Below are 16132 nucleotides of genomic sequence, written 5' to 3' on the forward strand. Positions count from 1 at the left end.
AGGCGGAGGTGGGGCGGTGGCAACGTATCTCGAACAGCTCGAGACGCCGGTTCCGGTCGTGGATCTCGATCGGCTTGCCCACAATCTGGACCGTATGGCGGCATACGCCACCCTGCACGGCCTGCGACTTCGGCCTCACGTCAAAACCCACAAATCCCCGCGCATCGCGGCCGAGCAGTTGCGGCTGGGAGCGGTCGGCCTTACCTGTGCCACACTCCGGGAAGCCGAGGTCATGGCGGAGGTGTGCGACGATCTGTTTGTGGCCTACCCGCCCGTCGGAGCGGCGCGGCTTGAGCGGCTGGCGCGGTTGCCGGCGGAGGTGCAAGTCACGGTGGCGGCGGATGATGTGCACGCGCTCGATGCGCTGGCGGTGGCCGCCAAACTGGGGCGTCGCACCATTGATGTCATGGTCGAAGCGGACCTCGGTATGCACCGGGTGGGCGTAACGTCGCCCGAGAAGGCCGTAGCGATTGCCCGCCATGTGGAACGCTCGTCGTCGCTGCGATTTGCCGGGTTGCAGTTCTACCCCGGGCACATTCGCAGTCACGTCAAGGATCAGGATGCCGCCTTGGTGCAGTTGGGGCGCGATATCGCCGTGTACACGGAGGCGCTCACGGATGCCGGCTTGCCTCCGCGCATCGTGAGCGGTGGCTCCACGCCAGCCGCCTGGCGCATGCACGAGGTACCGGGCGTCAATGAGGTCCGCCCCGGCACGTATGTCTACAATGATCGCACCACGGCCCAGATTGGAGCGTGCGACTGGGAAGACTGCGCACTCACTGTGCTGGCCACGGTGGTCAGCATTTCGGTGAAGGGACAGGCGGTGATTGACGCGGGCACCAAAGCCCTGGGTCGCGAGCCGTTGCGAGCTGAGGGTGACGGCTACGGTGCATTGCTTGATCATCCGGAGGTGGTGGTGTCACGCCTGTCGGAAGAGCATGGCATTCTCGATCTGTCACAGACGTCGTGGCGTCCGCGCCTGGGAGATCAGGTTCGGGTGATCCCCAACCACGTGTGCATCGTGGTGCATCTCTTCGACGAGATCTTCGGCGTGCGTGGACATGCGGTGGAAACTCGCTGGCCCGTGGCCGCGCGTGGACGCGCCTCGAATCTCGAACTTGAAACGGCTCCCAATCGGCCGCGCGCCGTGTAGTCAGCGCACGGCGCGCGTCAGTCGCGTGCAATGGGGGCGAGAATGCCGCGGGTGAGCATCAGCAGATCGTCGGCGTGCAACGCGAGCTCCAGCCCGCGACGTCCGGCGCTGACGTGAATGCGCTCGTACAGAATGGCGGTCTCGTCGAGCACCACCGGCAGGGGACGCTTTTGTGCCAGGGGACTGATGCCGCCCACGATGTATCCGGTGGCCCGTTCGGCGGCCTGCTGGTCAGCCATGGTCGTGCGTCGCCCCCCCAGGGCATCGGCCATGGCCTTGAGATTGAGCATCCCGCTCACCGGTACCACGGCGCAGGCGAGCCCCACCCCGTCCACGTCAACGACGAGCGTTTTGAACACGCTGGACGGATCAAGTTCGAGGGCGTCGGCCGCCTCGAGCCCGTAGGAGGCCGCCTTGGGGTCGTGCACATAGCTGAGGACGTCGTGCGGGACGCCGGCTTTTTTGACGAGCAGAATGGCGGGGGTCACGGCAACACTATGCCACGGGGACTTAGTTTTCCGCCATGACTCCGCCGCGCCGAATTCTGCTCGTGGATGCCGACGCATTCTTTGTGGCGGTCGCTCGGCAGGAAGACCCTGAAGGGGCGGGCAAGGCCCGGTTGCTCATTGTTGGCGGACGACCGGGCTCACGCGGGGTGGTGTGCAGCGCCTCGTACGAATGCCGCACCTTTGGCGTCCGCTCCGCCATGCCGATTTCCCGGGCACTCAAGCTGTGTCCCGACGCGATGTGCGTGCCGGTGCCCCGTGGGGCCTGCAGCGCACGCAGCCGGGAAATTCAGGCCGTCCTGGCCCGCTTCGCCCCGGTGGTGCAAGCCTCGAGCATCGACGAGTGGTACTGCGATCTTGGGGGCACCGAGGCGCTGTACGGGCACGAACCGCTGCGGGCCACGGCTCACCGCATTCGGGATGCGGTGTTCGAGGCGACCGGCCTGCGGGTGTCGATAGGCGGCGGTACCTCGCGACTGGTGGCAAAGATGGCGGTGGAAGTCGCCAAACCCAAACCCGGTACGACGGCTGACGGGGTGCACTGTGTGGCGGCGGGAGGGGAAGCCGCGTTCCTCTCCACCTTTCGCCTGGCCGACTTGCCCATGGTGGGCCCCAAGCTTTCCGAAAAGCTGGAGCGCATGGGGCTCGTGCATGTCCGGGAGGCGCAGGCATGGAGCGAAGCCGCGCTCGTAAGCCGCCTGGGCGATCGCGCCGGCCCCTGGCTCGCGCGGCGCGTACAGGGGGTGGACGACAGTCTGGTCACCCCTCGTGAGCGCCAAAAGCAGGTGAGTCGTGAGGATACATTTGCCCATGATCTCAATGACGACGGGGTGATTGAGCGCGAACTGCTCCGGTTGGCCGTCCGGGTCAGCGCCGATCTCCGTCTGCAGGCGCTGCGCGCCCGCACCGTGACCGTCAAAATCAAAGACACGGATTTCCGCACCCGGTCGGCCCAGCGAACCCTCTCAGGCTACATCGAGTCGGAGAAGTCGGTGCTGAAAGCCGCCAGGCCGCTGCTGCGGCAGCTCCGGGGGAAGCGCCGGGTCCCCGTGCGCCTTTTGGGCATTGCCCTGTCGCACTTTGACGATGAACCGGAAGCAGCCCCCCTGCCCGCCGCCCAGCTTGGACTCTTCGCCCCGCCGCCCCCGGCCCCGGAATCGGCACCGGGGGACGCGGACCCGGACGAGTCCCCGCGCGACCGGGCCCTGACTCGGGCACTGGATCGCATCCGGAACCGTTATGGCTCTGGGTCAATTCTTCCTGCTCGGCTGGTGGCACCCGGAGACGATACCGGGCCAAGGGTGGAAGAATAAGCCCGGTCCCACTAGGTTCCCCCGCGGTGCGGCAAACGCGTTTCTTTCGCCGCGAGCCGGCCGTATCGCCGACCGATATTTCTTTCTGCTCAGGGTGTCTTCATGAGTGCTCAGCAGTACGATCCGAACAAGTTGGGCTGGGGCGCGGCCATCGTGACCGTTGCCATGACGGCAGCGTTGGGCTTTGGCGCGTACACGATCCACAACAACACGTATCGCCACCCGCGCGATCCGATGGCCCAGCAGGTCTACTTCGAGCGCGATGAAGCCAAGCAGTCGGGTGCCGAGGAGCACGGCCCGGCTGCCGCTGGTGATCACGGCGCCGCCGACGCGGAGCACAAGGAAGCCGCTCCGGCAGCCGGTGGTGCCGCCGCGCCTGCGGCCGAGAAGCACTAAGCCCGCCCGCTGACGCGCAGGCGTCACGCACAGAGGAGCCGCGATCAGACGATCGCGGTTTTTTTGTATCCGGCGCTTTCATTTGTTTGCTCAATGTTTTCGCTCATTACATTCAATTTGTTTATAGCATTGAGATTGTCGATGTTGCGGTCATGATTGAGACGCTCAAGGCCAACCTGCTTTCGCCGATCCCGCTCGCGTTCGCGCTCGGGATCGTGACCCGCCTCATGCGCAGTGAGTTCTCGCTGCCGAAGGACGTGTATAGTGCCCTTTCCATTTACCTCCTGTTTGCGCTTGGCCTGAAGGGCGGGGTGGAACTCGCCCACGCGTCCTTCGACAGCATCGTTGCGCCCGCTGGCGTAACGCTCCTCCTCGGCTGCATTACGCCGCTCAGCACCTATGCGGTCATGCGCTACGTGGGACGCTTCGGCACATCGGACGCCGCCGGTATGGCGGCGCACTACGGATCGGTCAGCGCAGTGACCTTCATTGCTGCGCAACAGTTCATGCAACGCGTTGGCGCACCCGCCGAAGGGTTCATGCCCACGTTGCTCACCCTGCTCGAAAGTCCGGGTATTCACATTGCGCTCGCCATTGGCGCCATCCAGCGCAACAAACAACTGCTGGCCCTGGGCGGTGACAAGAACGCCCACGGCTCCGTGCGTGAGGTCCTTCACGAGGTCCTGACGGGGCGCACCATGGTCCTGCTGGTCGGTGGGCTCGTGGTTGGCTATTTCATGGGTGAATCCGGCTGGAACGCGGTTTCGCCATTCTTCGAGAGTGGCTTCAAGGGCGCGCTCATGCTCTTCCTGTTGGAGATGGGGATCGTGGCCGGTGATCGACTGGGTGACCTGAAGAAGGTGGGCCCGTTCCTCCTCGCCTTCGGGATTGTCATGCCACTGCTGCACGGCGCCATCGGTGTCATCCTCGGCGCATGGGCGGGCCTTTCTCCGGGTGGTGCCGCCGTCCTGGGGACCATGGCCGCCAGCGCGAGTTACATCGCCGCGCCCCCCGCGGTGCGCCTCACGCTCCCGGAAGCCAATCCGACGTACTCGCTGACGGCTGCACTCGCCATCACCTTTCCATTCAACATCCTCGCCGGCATTCCGATCTACTACAGCATCGCTCAGGCGATCGCGACGTAGCCCTCCACGATTTCACCATTATGCTCACGCATTCGTTCAAGCTGGTTACGATCATTGCCGAGCCGGTGCTCGAGCCGCGCATCACCACCGAGCTGCGTCGCCTGGGCGCGACCGGCTTCACGGTGGTGGAGGGGCGCGGCCAGGGATCGCGGGCCCTGCACGCGGCGGAAATTCCCGGGATCAACGTCCGCATCGAAACGATCGTCCCGCCCGAGGTGGCCGATCGCATCGTTGAATACATCTCCAAACAGTACTTCGCGGATTACGAAGTCATCGCCTATCTCTCGGATGTGCAGGTTGTCCGTGGCGAAAAGTACCGTCGCGCTCCCTGAACCGGACCACAGATGACGCAGCTATCGCTCAACACGCTGAATTACCAGCACCTGTTGTACTTCTGGGTGGTGGCGCGCGAGGGAAGCATTGCCAAGGCCACAGTGGTATTGCATCTCACGCAGCCTACCATCAGTACGCAGTTGAAGCTGCTGGAGCGCTCCATGGGGGCGGCGCTGTTCGAACGTCGTGGGCGTCATCTGGTGCTCACCGACACGGGCCACCTGGTCTTTCATTATGCCGATGAGATGTTTCGCACCGGGCGCGAACTCACGGAGGCATTGACGCGTGGCGACGTGAGACTACCGGCGCGACTGATCGTGGGCATCTCGGATTCACTGCCGAAGCTTACCACGTGGCGTCTGCTTCGCCCTGCCCTTGATGCGGTGCCGGGACTACACCTCACCTGTCGCATTGATAAAACCGAACGATTGGTGGCCGATCTCGCAGTACATGCCCTTGATGTTGTGCTCGCCGACACCCCCGCCTCATCGTCCATTCCCATGACGCTGTACAATCACCTGCTTGGTGAATGTGGCGTGACCGTGTTTGCCACCGAAGCTTTGAGCGCCAAGTACCGACGCCGCTTCCCGCAGTCGCTGGACGGCGCGCCGTTCATCATGCCGACGTCAAACACCGCCATGCGCCGTTCGCTGGACACCTGGTGTGTGGCCAACAATGTGCGCCCCAGCATTGTGTGTGAGGCCGAGGACGTCGCGCTCCTGCAAGTCTTCGGGCAGGAGGGGATGGGTCTCTTTGCCGCGCCAAGCGTGGTGGAAGCACAAATCCGGCGGGCGTACCACGTTCGTGTCGTGGGTCGCCTGCCGGAAGTGAAAGAGCAGTTCTACGCAATCTCGGCAGAACGAAAGCTGGCGCACCCTGCCGTGGTCGCTCTCAAGGAGGCCGCACAGGCCCGGTTGTTTGGCTAGAGGCGGAGATGCCTCAGAAGGGGACGGTAAACCAGAACTCCGCTCCCTTCCCCACTTCCGACTCCACGCCAATTTCCCCTTCGTGCGCCTCCACGATGCCCTTGGCGATATACAGCCCCAACCCTGAGCCAGCGCGCAGCAGCCGAGGGGCCTGCCAATAGCGCTCAAAAAGGCGTGGCACGTCATCGGGCGCCACGCCGGGGCCGCTGTCGCGCACACTGATCCGCAGCATATCCTCCAACCGCGTGGCCGTCAGCACCACTTCTCCCCCGTGCGGCGTGAAGCGCACCGCATTGCCGAGCAGATTGGACAACACCTGCTGCAAGCGGTGCCGATCGGCCAGAATCACGGGCAGATCACTCTCCACCTGACGGACAAAGCGCAGCGCGGCATCCTCCATCACCGGCTCAAACATGTCGGCGCATTCCTTCAGGATGTCACCGGCCGGCACGCGTCGGCGTTCCACGCGTAACCGGCCGGCCGAAATGCGCGAGACGTCCTGCAAGTCCTGAATGAGTCCGTCGGCCTGACGGGCGGCGGCGCGCACGGCTTCCACTTCGTCGCGGGCCATGGGGGCCGCGTCTTCCGGCGCACCGGCATACGGCGGCTCACGCTTGAGTACGGCCCCCGTCAGCATCACGATGGCGTTGACCGGATTTCTCAGGTCGTGTGAGACGATGGCCAGCATTTCGTCGCGCTCACGCACCGCGCTGCGCGACTGCTGGTACAGTCGCGCGTTCTCCAGCGCCAGCGCGGCCAGACCAGCGAACTGATCGGCCACATGCTGTTCTTCAAGCGAGTGGGCTACTCCGGGACGTGTGCGGACGAGATGCAATGCACCAATGGCGCGTCCACCCGCCCGCAACGGCACGAGGAGTACCGCACTGGCCCCCAGCGACTCTGCGCGCGACCGCGAGGAGGCGTCGGGGAAGTTGGCGCCGAGCCACGCCTTGATATCGGTAATGCGCTGGGCTTCGGCCTCGTGGGCCACTCGCGCGCTGCTGGCAGCGGTCGGCTCCAGATCCAGCGGCTCGGCAATCTTTGACAGCAGTGCGGCAGTGTCTTCGTGCCGATGCGGGTCCACGTGGGTTGCTGCCGCGCGACGCATCGCGCCATCGGGCGTAAGCAGTTCCAACAAACTCCACTCCCCGAGCAGCGGTACCGGCAACTCGGCAATCGTAGCCATCGTGCTCTCCACGTCGAGCGACGCGGCCAGCACCCACCCAGCCGTCGCGAGGAGCTTCTGTCGCTCTTCACTCTTGACCCGCTCGCTCACATCGCGAAGGGTCACCATGAACGTGCGCTCGCCTTCCATGGTGACGCGCGCAATGGACGCCTCGGCCGGAAAGGTCTCACCGTTCTTGCGCAGCCCTGCAATTGGGCGGCGGCTCGCCATCACCCGCGCGTCCAGCTCCCCTTCGGCGAAGGTGCGCATGTGCCCACGATGCACGGCGCGCGAGGCCATGGGGAGCAGCCGATCGAGTGGTTGCCCGATCATCTCGGGCTCCGTCCACTGAAAAATCTGCTCCGCGCCCCGATTGAAGCGTACAATGCGGAAGTTGTCATCGAGAGCGATAATTGCATCAGCCGCAATATCGACGATGGCTGCCAGGGCTGCGTGTGAGTGCGTATTCGCCATAGCTGACAAAACTAATCGGAGAATGAGCCGGCCGGTGAGAACCCCATGGCGCACGGGCGACGCGTGTCGTATGGGTACGTATCTGCATGACGCTGCACGGGCGAGACTCCCTGCCCGCTGCCGTTCGCGATGACTGATGACACCGCAACAACTCACATGCGTTTATCCGGAATACCTGTTCCAATATCCCCCCTTCCGTTCGCAACGCTAGCCTTTCTGTTAACAGGAGCGATCGCGCCACTGTTTGTCCCGGCTGATCCGTGGCGTGGGCGCATCTGGCTGCTGGGCTTGATTGTCACTGGACTGCCGGTGGCGTGGCGAACATTTCGCGGGATGTTGCGCGGCCAGTTCGCAGCGGATGTCGTGGCCATGCTCGCGATCGTTGGTGCGCTGTTGCTGGAGCAACCATTGGCGGGGCTGGTGGTCGTGCTCATGCAAACAGGTGGGGAGGCACTCGACGCGTATGCCGTAGCGCGGGCCTCCAATGCGGTCGAGGCGCTGGAGGCGGACGCACCAACCACGGCGCATCGCGTGGTCGAGGGCCGAGTGACGGACATTGCGGCCGCCATGATCGTTCCGGGTGATGCGTTGCTCATTCGGCCCGGCGAACTGGTGCCGGCCGATGGTGTGGTCATTGATGGGACCTCCCATGTGGATACGTCACGACTGACCGGCGAGCCCGTTCCGGTTCGTGTTGCCGCCGGCGCGCGGTTGTTTTCCGGCAGCATCAATCAGGACGGCGCGATTACGCTGCGCGCCGAACGGCGGTCGCAGGAGAGCCAATACGCGAAGATTGTGGATCTTGTGCGGTCGGCGCAGGCATCCAAGAGTCCGCTGCAGCGCACGGCTGATGTGTGGGCCGTGTGGTTTACGCCGCTCACGCTGGTGGCATGTGGTGTGGCGTGGCTGGTCTCACACGACTGGTCGCGCGTGTTGGCCGTTTTGGTGGTCGCTACACCCTGTCCGCTCATTCTGGCCGCACCGGTGGCCATCATTGGGGGCATCAATCGCGCTGCCAAGCGTGGCATCATTGTCCGTCATGGTGGTGCATTGGAAGGGCTCGCCAAGGTAGATACGGCCGTGTTCGATAAAACCGGAACGCTGACCGTTGGCAAACCGCGCATTGCGCACATTGTGGTGGAACACAACGGGGCTGTGCTTGACCTGCTGGGAAAAGCAGCCGCCGTGGAACAAGGATCAGGACATTTGCTGGCCCGCGTCATTGTCGCGGAGGCGGAGGAGCGTGGCGCGCCACTCATGAACGCGACGGAGCTGCAGGAATCGGCGGGGCGTGGTATCCGGGGCCGCGTGCAGGGCGAGACTGTTTTTGTCGGGGCGCCCGACTATGTGCGGGAGGCGCTGCTGGAGTTGTCACCAGTGACCGCCGGTGTGCTGTCGCGCATGGAGCATGACGGCACAGGATTACGTGCGTATGTCGGGACGGACGGTGGCGCGGTGGCCCGCATTGAGTTTGCCGATCAGTTACGTCCGGAGTTGGCGCCCATGTTTGCGGAACTCCGTGCCCTGGGCATTGCCGATCTGCATCTGCTCTCCGGTGACAAGGCCGACAATGTACGCACCATTGCCGAAGCCGTGGGCATCACGCAGTACGCTGGCGACTTGAAGGCGCAGGACAAGGTGACGCGTGTGACCGCGCTGGAAAAGGCCGGCCGCACGGTAATGATGGTGGGTGACGGCACCAACGATGCGCCGTCATTATCCACCGCAACCGTGGGAGTGGCGCTGGCGGGGCACGGCGGCGGTGTTGTTGCGGAAGCAGCCGATGTGGTGCTGCTGGTTGACGATCCATCGCGCATTCCCGAAGCCGTGCGCATTGGCCGTCGGTCGCTGCGCATTGCGCGGCAATCGATTGGTGTTGGGTTGGGACTTTCCTTGGTTGGGATGGCCTTTGCCGCCGCCGGGCAGCTCACGCCAGTAGCCGGCGCCATCATTCAGGAAGCCATCGATGTTGCCGTGATCCTGAATGCGTTGCGGGCCGCGCGCGCCTGACTGACGCGCGCGAGTGCATGATGCGGGTGCGCATGGTGTGACACGGGACACGCGATTCGTCGCGCCCGCATGATATTCCAATCAGAATCATTACACTGGTGGCACACGTCACCAGAAATGCCCTCTGGCTGTGTTGCGTGCTGTCACGAAACCCCGTCAAGCAAGTGAATGCGGACTGCGAAGCAGCGGAACGCATCACGGCTTTTGCAGATGGGTTGCTACTATGCGTTCGTTCTTCCGTCCTGCTGTTGTTGTATCGCTGGTCATGGGTTCACTGACCGCGTGTACGGATAGTCCTCCCGCCGTGACCGCACCGGACGTGGAGCTGGCCTCACAGGCCATCGCAGCCGCCTCGAGCAACTCGGCGGTCGATGTCATTGTCACCTTTGACGACAGCGAAGGCGATCCCGTTGGCCGCGCGCGCGCGTTGATGAATCAAGTGGGCGGCACGCCCCGCTTTACCTACAGTCATGCACTCAAGGGGTTTGCTGCGCGTATGTCGCCGCAGGCGTTGGAGAACATCAAGCGCGCCAAAGGGATCAAGCACATTGAACTGGATGCGCAAGCGAAGGGCATGACCACCGTCGTTGCGCGCTCGTGGGGGCAGGACCGGTTGGACCAGCGGGTGCTGCCGCTCGACAAGAGCTACAGCTTTACCGCCAACGGCACCGGCGTGCGCGTCTACATTCTCGACACGGGCATTCTGCCCACGCACCAGGAATTCAGCGGGCGGTTGTTGCCCGGCTTCTCGGCGTTTGGGGACAACAACACCAGCGATTGCCACGGCCACGGGACGCACGTCGCCGGCACGGCAGCGGGCGCCACGGTGGGCGTGGCCCCCGGGGCGCAGGTGGTGCCGGTGCGCGTGCTCGATTGCACCGCCTACGGATCGTGGAGCGGCATCATTGCCGGCATTGACTGGGTGACCAGCCAGAAGAACAACAACAAGAGCATCCCCATGGTCGCCAACATGAGCATTGGCGGTGGCGTGAGCAGCTCGGTGAACGATGCCGTGACGCGCTCCATTCTGGCCGGGGTGGTCTATGCGGTGTCGGCTGGCAACAAGAACGTGGATGCCTGCACGCAGTCGCCGGCGGCCACCCCCAATGCGCTCACGGTGGGCGGTACCGAGAGCACCGATGCCAAAGCCAGCTGGAGCAATTGGGGCAAGTGCGTGGACCTCTTTGCGCCGGGGGGCAACATCTACTCGGCGTACTACACCGGCAGCGCCAACTATGCCGCCATGAGTGGCACCTCCATGGCCTCGCCGCATGTGGCCGGCGTGGCGGCGCTCATTCTGAGCACTTATCCCGCGTATACGCCGTTGCAGGTGCGCAGCTCGATGGTGAATGGCGCCACGGCCAACGTGGTCACGGGGGCCGGGACCGGGTCGCCCAATGTGTTGCTGTCGTCGCTCTTTGGGGTGAGCACCGTGCCAACGGATACGGTGACCACAACGCCAAAGGACACCACCACCACAGTGACTCCCGCGCCTCTGGCTACGCCCACTTTGTCGGTGAGCCGTCAGGTGACGAAGAACAGCAATACGGCGCGGTTGTCGTGGGGAAGTGTGACGGGGAGCAGCGCCGAGATTTGGCGGAACGGGGCGAAGTATCTGGTAACGGCCAATGACGGCAGCCAGAACGACAGCAAACTGGCGCGCGGGAGCTACAGCTACAAAGTGTGCAACGTGGGTGGCACGGTCTGTTCCCCAGCTGTGACGGTCACCTTCTAACCGAACGTCACCACGACGGCCAAAGTGTGACACAGCGCACGTCATTCTCCGGTGAGAATGGCGTGCGCTTCATGATGTGTTACAGCTTTGGCAACGTTCTGTCCACACGGCAAAACGGTCGTGGCGATTGGTGACCCATGCCCGTCTTGAAGGCGAATGCAGGCCGCATCCAGCGGCTGCACCTCGCCCTTCATGACGGGTACCCGATGCGCTCTTCCCTTCGTTCAGTCGCTTTGGCCACGCTGGCTGCCATGTCGCTCGTCGCATGTGCGGACGACCGCTCACCCATTACGGCTCCCGAAGCCGAAGTGATTGGCCTGCCGTCGGCGGCCGCGGCGTCAGACAATGGTGCGGTGGATGTGATTGTGACCTTTGAAGACAGCGAAGGCGACCCCACGGGTCGCGCGCGCGCCCTCATGAATCAACTGGGCGGCAATTCGAAGCACACGTACACCCATGCGCTGAAGGGGTTCTCGGCGCGCATGTCTCCCAAGGCGCTGGAGAATCTCAAGCGCGCCAAGGGGATCAAGCGTATTGAAATGGATGGGCAGGCGAAGGGCATGGGTACCATGGCCGCGCGCTCGTGGGGGCAGGACCGGTTGGACCAGCGGGTGCTGCCGCTCGACAAGAGCTACAGCTTTACTGCCAACGGCAGCGGCGTGCGCGTCTACATTCTCGACACGGGCATTCTGCCCACGCACCAGGAATTCAGCGGGCGGTTGTTGCCCGGCTTCTCGGCGTTTGGCGACAACAACACCAGCGATTGCCACGGCCACGGGACGCACGTCGCCGGCACGGCAGCGGGCGCCACGGTGGGCGTGGCCCCCGGGGCGCAGGTGGTGCCGGTGCGCGTGCTCGATTGCACCGCCTACGGATCGTGGAGCGGCATCATTGCCGGCATTGACTGGGTGACTAGCCAGAAGAACAACAACAAGAGCATCCCCATGGTCGCCAACATGAGCATTGGCGGTGGCGTGAGCAGCTCGGTGAACGATGCCGTGACGCGCTCCATTCAGGCCGGGGTGGTCTATGCGGTGTCGGCTGGCAACAAGAACGTGGATGCCTGTACGCAGTCGCCGGCGGCCACGCCCAATGCGCTCACGGTGGGCGGTACCGAGAGCACCGATGCGAAGGCCAGCTGGAGTAACTGGGGCAAGTGCGTGGACCTCTTTGCGCCGGGGGGCAACATCTACTCGGCGTACTACACCGGCAGCGCCAACTACGCCGCCATGAGCGGTACCTCCATGGCGTCGCCGCATGTGGCCGGCGTGGCGGCGCTCATTCTGAGCACCTACCCCGCTTACACGCCGTCCCAGGTACGCAGCTCCATGGTGAATGGCGCCACGGCCAACGTGGTCACGGGGGCCGGGACCGGATCGCCGAATGTGTTGTTGTCGAACCTCTTTGCCGCGACGACGGTACCGGCCGACACCACCTCGACAACGTCCACGACCACTACCACTACCACCACCACCACCACCACGCCGACCCCGACCCCGGTGGCCACGCCCACCCTGTCGGTGAGCAAGCAGGTGAGCAAGAACAGCAACACGGCGCGCTTGTCGTGGGGAAGTGTCACGGGGAGCAGCGCCGAGATCTGGCGGAACGGGGCGAAGTACCTGGTGACCGCCAACGACGGCAGCCAGAACGACAGCAGGCTGGCTCGCGGGAGCTATGGCTACAAGGTGTGCAACGTGGGTGGCACGGTGTGTTCGCCAACGGTCACCGTGTCGTTCTAAAGCTGGCCACGAAAGACAAAACCGCCCCGGTGCACGATGCACCGGGGCGGTTTGTTTTGTGCGGCGAAGGAGCGCTCAGCTGACGCGCTTGCGGCGACGCGAAACGAAGCCAAGGCCGAGCAGACCCGCGCCCATGAGGGCGTAGGTGGAGGGCTCGGGGACGACGGTGCCAGTGCCGCCACCGCCACAGTCGCGAACGCACTGCTCACCCGTTGCGGTATACAGGTTCACGTGCGAGTAGCCCGGGTTTCCCGGAGCCGTGCCCTGCCAGTTGAGCGCGGCCTTGGTCTGATTCGTCCAGTTGTACAGGTAGAAGCTGTGGAAGTTGGCCTGCTTCACCCCGATGACGAACAGGCCGGTCAGCTGCCCTTCAAAGTCAATGAAGTCGTTGCCGCTGGCCGTGTACGGATCGGAGTTGAACCAGCCGTCGTTGCCGTCATCGGACTTGCCGACCAGCTGCCAGTTGCCCAGCCAGCTGCCACCAAATCCATTGAGCGCGCCGGTCGCGCCAACTTCGCCGGTGTTATTGCCGTTGATGTTGCCGCTAAACGGCCCCTGGCAGCCAAGGTACCCGGTGAAGGACACCATTTGGGTGGCATCGGCACAAGACGCGGTCTGCGTGTTGTTGGATGGCGCGGGAGGCTGCTTGTTGTCTTTCTCCTTGTCCTTGTCCTTGTCGGCCATGGCAACGGACGGGGAGACGAGGAGCATAGCGGCGAGCAGCGCGGCAGATTTGAAGTTCATGAGCAAGTACCGGTGATATGAATGAAGCAATCAGTGAACAGTATATCACATTTCATGCCAAGATAAAGCTTACATCATGTGGAATAGATCATTTCACAGCTGGCACAAAAGCGCCCTTTTTGAGCGGCATTGCCTCACTTCTGTGATTGTTTGCACGCGTAGTGTTGAGCGATAGCCACAAGCCTGGAGGCAAGGCTGCCACACGCAAAAAGCCCCGCCGTCGAAAATCGACGGCGGGGCTTTTGTTGATTCAGGAGCGAATCAGGCGTTCTTGCGACGACGGCGCGAGACGAAGCCGAGTCCGAGCAGGCCAGCCGCCATCAGGGCGTAGGTCGAAGGCTCGGGGACGACCACGCATGGGCCTGCTCCGCACTGACCATCACCGCCGCCGCACTCCGGAAGCTGCGAGCCAGGCTGACAAACCGTCGTCTTATAGACGGCGACGTTGGAGAAACCACCGCGCCACGACTCATTTAGCAGCAACGTCGAAACGTTGAGGTTGTTGAATTTGAAGAAGACAGTGCCGTATCCGTTGCCGTTTCCGAAAAGCGTCTTGAAGTTCTCGTTTCCGCCGCCCCAGTGAATCCCGATGACAGTTTCACCCGCGAGCGGAATGATTCCCGTGATCAGTCCATTTGCGCCAAGGGCGCTTGCTGACTGCACCAAGTTCGGAAGATAATCAGGAGCCGGATAACCCAACTGAATCATCGCCGACTTAAAGTCGTCGGTCGGATTGCCAGAGTTGTTGTCGTTGCCGCCCCAAATTCCTGAGCAGCTAGAAAACGCGGCGTTCGAGAAAAACGGCGCAGCAGCCCAATTGTACGACCCGCTGAAGCCATCGTTGATCATCTGACACGACGGACTGGACGGGTTCAGCACTGAAAAAGGCGCCGCCGGTGGCGGATCGGCTTTCACAGCTGACAGCGGGATCGTCACGGCCGCCAAGAGCGCAACAAGGGTTTTCTTCATAGTCAGGAACCCACGGTGGTGGTAATTGGGTGTTCGGTTCTCTCCACAACATAGATATCAATATGCGTGCCGAGAACACCTTGCGGCCGTGGCAAATCCCAATGCCACGACCGCCGCATAAACTATTGAAAAACAACATCTTACATTCATAATGCTGTCATCATGAAGTCAACTACATAGTTGAGCGCACCCGCCTGTCGCACATCTGCAACACTGTGTATGCTCCCTGCCCCAGCACCTGTCTGAACCGACCTGGCGAACGGCCGGAAAACAACACGGGCCCGACGCTCGCCGGGCCCGCTTGCCTCCTCCACATCGCCCGCCAAGCGGGCCGTACCCGAACCGCCTACGCGGTACGCTGCAGCAGACTCTCCGCCACACACACCCGCTCCCGGCCGTTTTGCTTGGCCTTGTAGAGCGCCTTGTCCGACCGCGCCACCCACTCCTCCACCTCCTCGTGGATCTCGAGCTGCGCCACCCCCACCGACGCCCCCACCGAGAACTCCATGCTGGGGTGCGGCGCGGGCATCATGCTTAGCTGCTCCTGCAACCGCTTCGCCAACGTCTGCGCCATCTTCCAGTCGGTGTTGTGCAGAATGGCCGCAAACTCGTCGCCCCCCAACCGGCACAGCACGTCGCTCTGACGCAGGAAGGTCTTGCCCAGCGCCTTGCCCAGGTTCTGGATGGCTACGTCGCCCGACTGATGGCCGTACATGTCGTTCACCATCTTGAGCTTGTCCATGTCGATCATGAGCAGCACCACGGGCTGACGGCCCAGTGAGAACATCTGCAGCGCCCGCTGCGCCATGACGTCGAACAGCTTGCGGTTCCCCAGCCCCGTCAACACGTCGGTCGTACTCTCGCGACGCGCTTCCTCCAGCTGCTTGCCCAGACGGTCCAGCTTGCCGGCGAGGGTGACGTACTGCTCCTGCTGCTGCTCGCGCCGCACTTGCAGCGCCCCTTCAATGGCCAGCACCGCCCCCAGCACTTCCGACTTGATGGAGCCGGTCTGCATGCGCTTGAGCGCGTTCTTCGCCCGCTCCATCTGCTGCTCGGTGGTCCCGTCGGTGGTCTGATCCACCTTCACGGCGTTGTGCACCGTCTCCACACACGCCCAGAGCGCGTCCCGCAGCTCGTTGATGGACGATTCCACGTACCGATGTTCTTCGCGGCGCTGCTCCGTAATCGTGCGCACCACGCCATCCCAGTCCCGTTCGTGCACCCCCACCGACCCCTGCCCGTGCTCGTCCAGCGAGTAGCCCAGCGTGGCATGCCGATGCCACTTGGACAGTTCGCGCGAGATTTCCTCGCCTGATCGATCAGGGAGATCGATGGGGTATCGCGACAGGGCCGTGATCACGCCGCCAAGCGCATCGAGCACCAGCCCAAGGCTGTCCTCGGCGGAGGTCAGGGCCGCGCTGGCCGTGGGACTTTGAGCTCCGGCGCCACCCGGGATGGCCTTCAGCACTGGGGAGCCGTTCGCGCCGTTCGAACTACCTCGTTCGGACGAGGGGCGTGACTCTG

At 63.6% G+C, this 16132-nt stretch carries 14 protein-coding genes; 9 read left to right on the plus strand and 5 right to left on the minus strand.

Going from position 1 to position 16132, the window contains the following annotated elements; genetic code table 11:
• The first annotated feature begins 16 nt into the window (after window positions 1-16).
• Window positions 17-1153, plus strand: a complete 1137-nt coding sequence (locus GEMMAAP_RS13025) for an alanine racemase (RefSeq protein ID WP_053334039.1) — start codon at window positions 17-19, stop codon at window positions 1151-1153.
• Window positions 1154-1170: 17 nt separating this feature from the next.
• On the opposite strand, the gene ybaK is transcribed toward GEMMAAP_RS13025, so the two are convergent.
• A complete protein-coding gene (gene ybaK, locus GEMMAAP_RS13030; RefSeq protein ID WP_026849430.1) occupies window positions 1171-1641 on the minus strand; it encodes a Cys-tRNA(Pro) deacylase in 471 nt (156 codons plus the stop codon).
• Window positions 1642-1676: 35 nt separating this feature from the next.
• On the opposite strand from ybaK, the gene GEMMAAP_RS13035 reads away from it, so the two are divergent.
• From GEMMAAP_RS13035 to GEMMAAP_RS13055, 5 genes are all read left to right on the plus strand, one after another.
• Entirely contained in the window at window positions 1677-2972 is a 1296-nt protein-coding gene (locus tag GEMMAAP_RS13035; RefSeq protein WP_026849429.1) for a DNA polymerase Y family protein, read from the plus strand.
• Between the two features lie 102 nt (window positions 2973-3074).
• Window positions 3075-3368 carry a hypothetical protein gene (locus tag GEMMAAP_RS13040; protein WP_026849428.1) on the plus strand — a complete coding sequence of 98 codons (294 nt, stop codon included), beginning with the start codon at window positions 3075-3077 and terminating at the stop codon, window positions 3366-3368.
• Window positions 3369-3520: 152 nt separating this feature from the next.
• On the plus strand, window positions 3521-4513 hold the full coding sequence (locus GEMMAAP_RS13045) for a sodium-dependent bicarbonate transport family permease (protein WP_026849427.1): 993 nt from the start codon (window positions 3521-3523) through the stop codon (window positions 4511-4513).
• A gap of 20 nt (window positions 4514-4533) precedes the next feature.
• A complete protein-coding gene (locus GEMMAAP_RS13050) occupies window positions 4534-4845 on the plus strand; it encodes a P-II family nitrogen regulator (RefSeq protein WP_026849426.1) in 312 nt (103 codons plus the stop codon).
• Window positions 4846-4857: 12 nt separating this feature from the next.
• Window positions 4858-5772 (plus strand): LysR family transcriptional regulator, encoded by a 915-nt coding sequence (locus GEMMAAP_RS13055; protein ID WP_026849425.1) that lies wholly within the window; start codon window positions 4858-4860, stop codon window positions 5770-5772.
• A gap of 13 nt (window positions 5773-5785) precedes the next feature.
• Here GEMMAAP_RS13055 and GEMMAAP_RS13060 read toward each other — a convergent pair whose 3' ends face one another.
• Window positions 5786-7411: a sensor histidine kinase gene (locus GEMMAAP_RS13060; protein WP_026849424.1), complete on the minus strand. Its 1626-nt coding sequence runs from the start codon at window positions 7409-7411 to the stop codon at window positions 5786-5788.
• A gap of 333 nt (window positions 7412-7744) precedes the next feature.
• Here GEMMAAP_RS13060 and GEMMAAP_RS13065 point away from each other — a divergent pair, with 333 nt between their 5' ends.
• The 3 genes from GEMMAAP_RS13065 to GEMMAAP_RS13075 all read left to right on the plus strand — a co-directional run bounded on the left by GEMMAAP_RS13065 (window position 7745) and on the right by GEMMAAP_RS13075 (window position 12895).
• Window positions 7745-9421: a heavy metal translocating P-type ATPase gene (locus GEMMAAP_RS13065; protein WP_043580629.1), complete on the plus strand. Its 1677-nt coding sequence runs from the start codon at window positions 7745-7747 to the stop codon at window positions 9419-9421.
• A 223-nt stretch (window positions 9422-9644) separates the two neighbouring features.
• The gene (locus GEMMAAP_RS13070; RefSeq protein ID WP_082821303.1) at window positions 9645-11156 is read left to right on the plus strand and encodes a S8 family peptidase; all 1512 of its coding nucleotides are present in this window, start codon (window positions 9645-9647) and stop codon (window positions 11154-11156) included.
• Window positions 11157-11407: 251 nt separating this feature from the next.
• Entirely contained in the window at window positions 11408-12895 is a 1488-nt protein-coding gene (locus GEMMAAP_RS13075) for a S8 family peptidase (protein WP_158514853.1), read from the plus strand.
• Between the two features lie 75 nt (window positions 12896-12970).
• Here the strand turns inward: GEMMAAP_RS13075 and GEMMAAP_RS13080 are convergent, their stop codons facing one another.
• The 3 genes from GEMMAAP_RS13080 to GEMMAAP_RS13090 all read right to left on the minus strand — a co-directional run bounded on the left by GEMMAAP_RS13080 (window position 12971) and on the right by GEMMAAP_RS13090 (window position 16076).
• Complete coding sequence (locus GEMMAAP_RS13080) at window positions 12971-13639, minus strand: PEP-CTERM sorting domain-containing protein (protein ID WP_026848835.1); 669 nt, start codon at window positions 13637-13639, stop codon at window positions 12971-12973.
• A gap of 261 nt (window positions 13640-13900) precedes the next feature.
• Window positions 13901-14608: a PEP-CTERM sorting domain-containing protein gene (locus GEMMAAP_RS13085; protein ID WP_043579529.1), complete on the minus strand. Its 708-nt coding sequence runs from the start codon at window positions 14606-14608 to the stop codon at window positions 13901-13903.
• A 346-nt stretch (window positions 14609-14954) separates the two neighbouring features.
• Window positions 14955-16076, minus strand: a complete 1122-nt coding sequence (locus GEMMAAP_RS13090; RefSeq protein WP_158514854.1) for a sensor domain-containing diguanylate cyclase — start codon at window positions 16074-16076, stop codon at window positions 14955-14957.
• Window positions 16077-16132: the final 56 nt, after the last annotated feature.

Source organism: Gemmatimonas phototrophica, assembly GCF_000695095.2.
Taxonomy (GTDB): domain Bacteria; phylum Gemmatimonadota; class Gemmatimonadetes; order Gemmatimonadales; family Gemmatimonadaceae; genus Gemmatimonas; species Gemmatimonas phototrophica.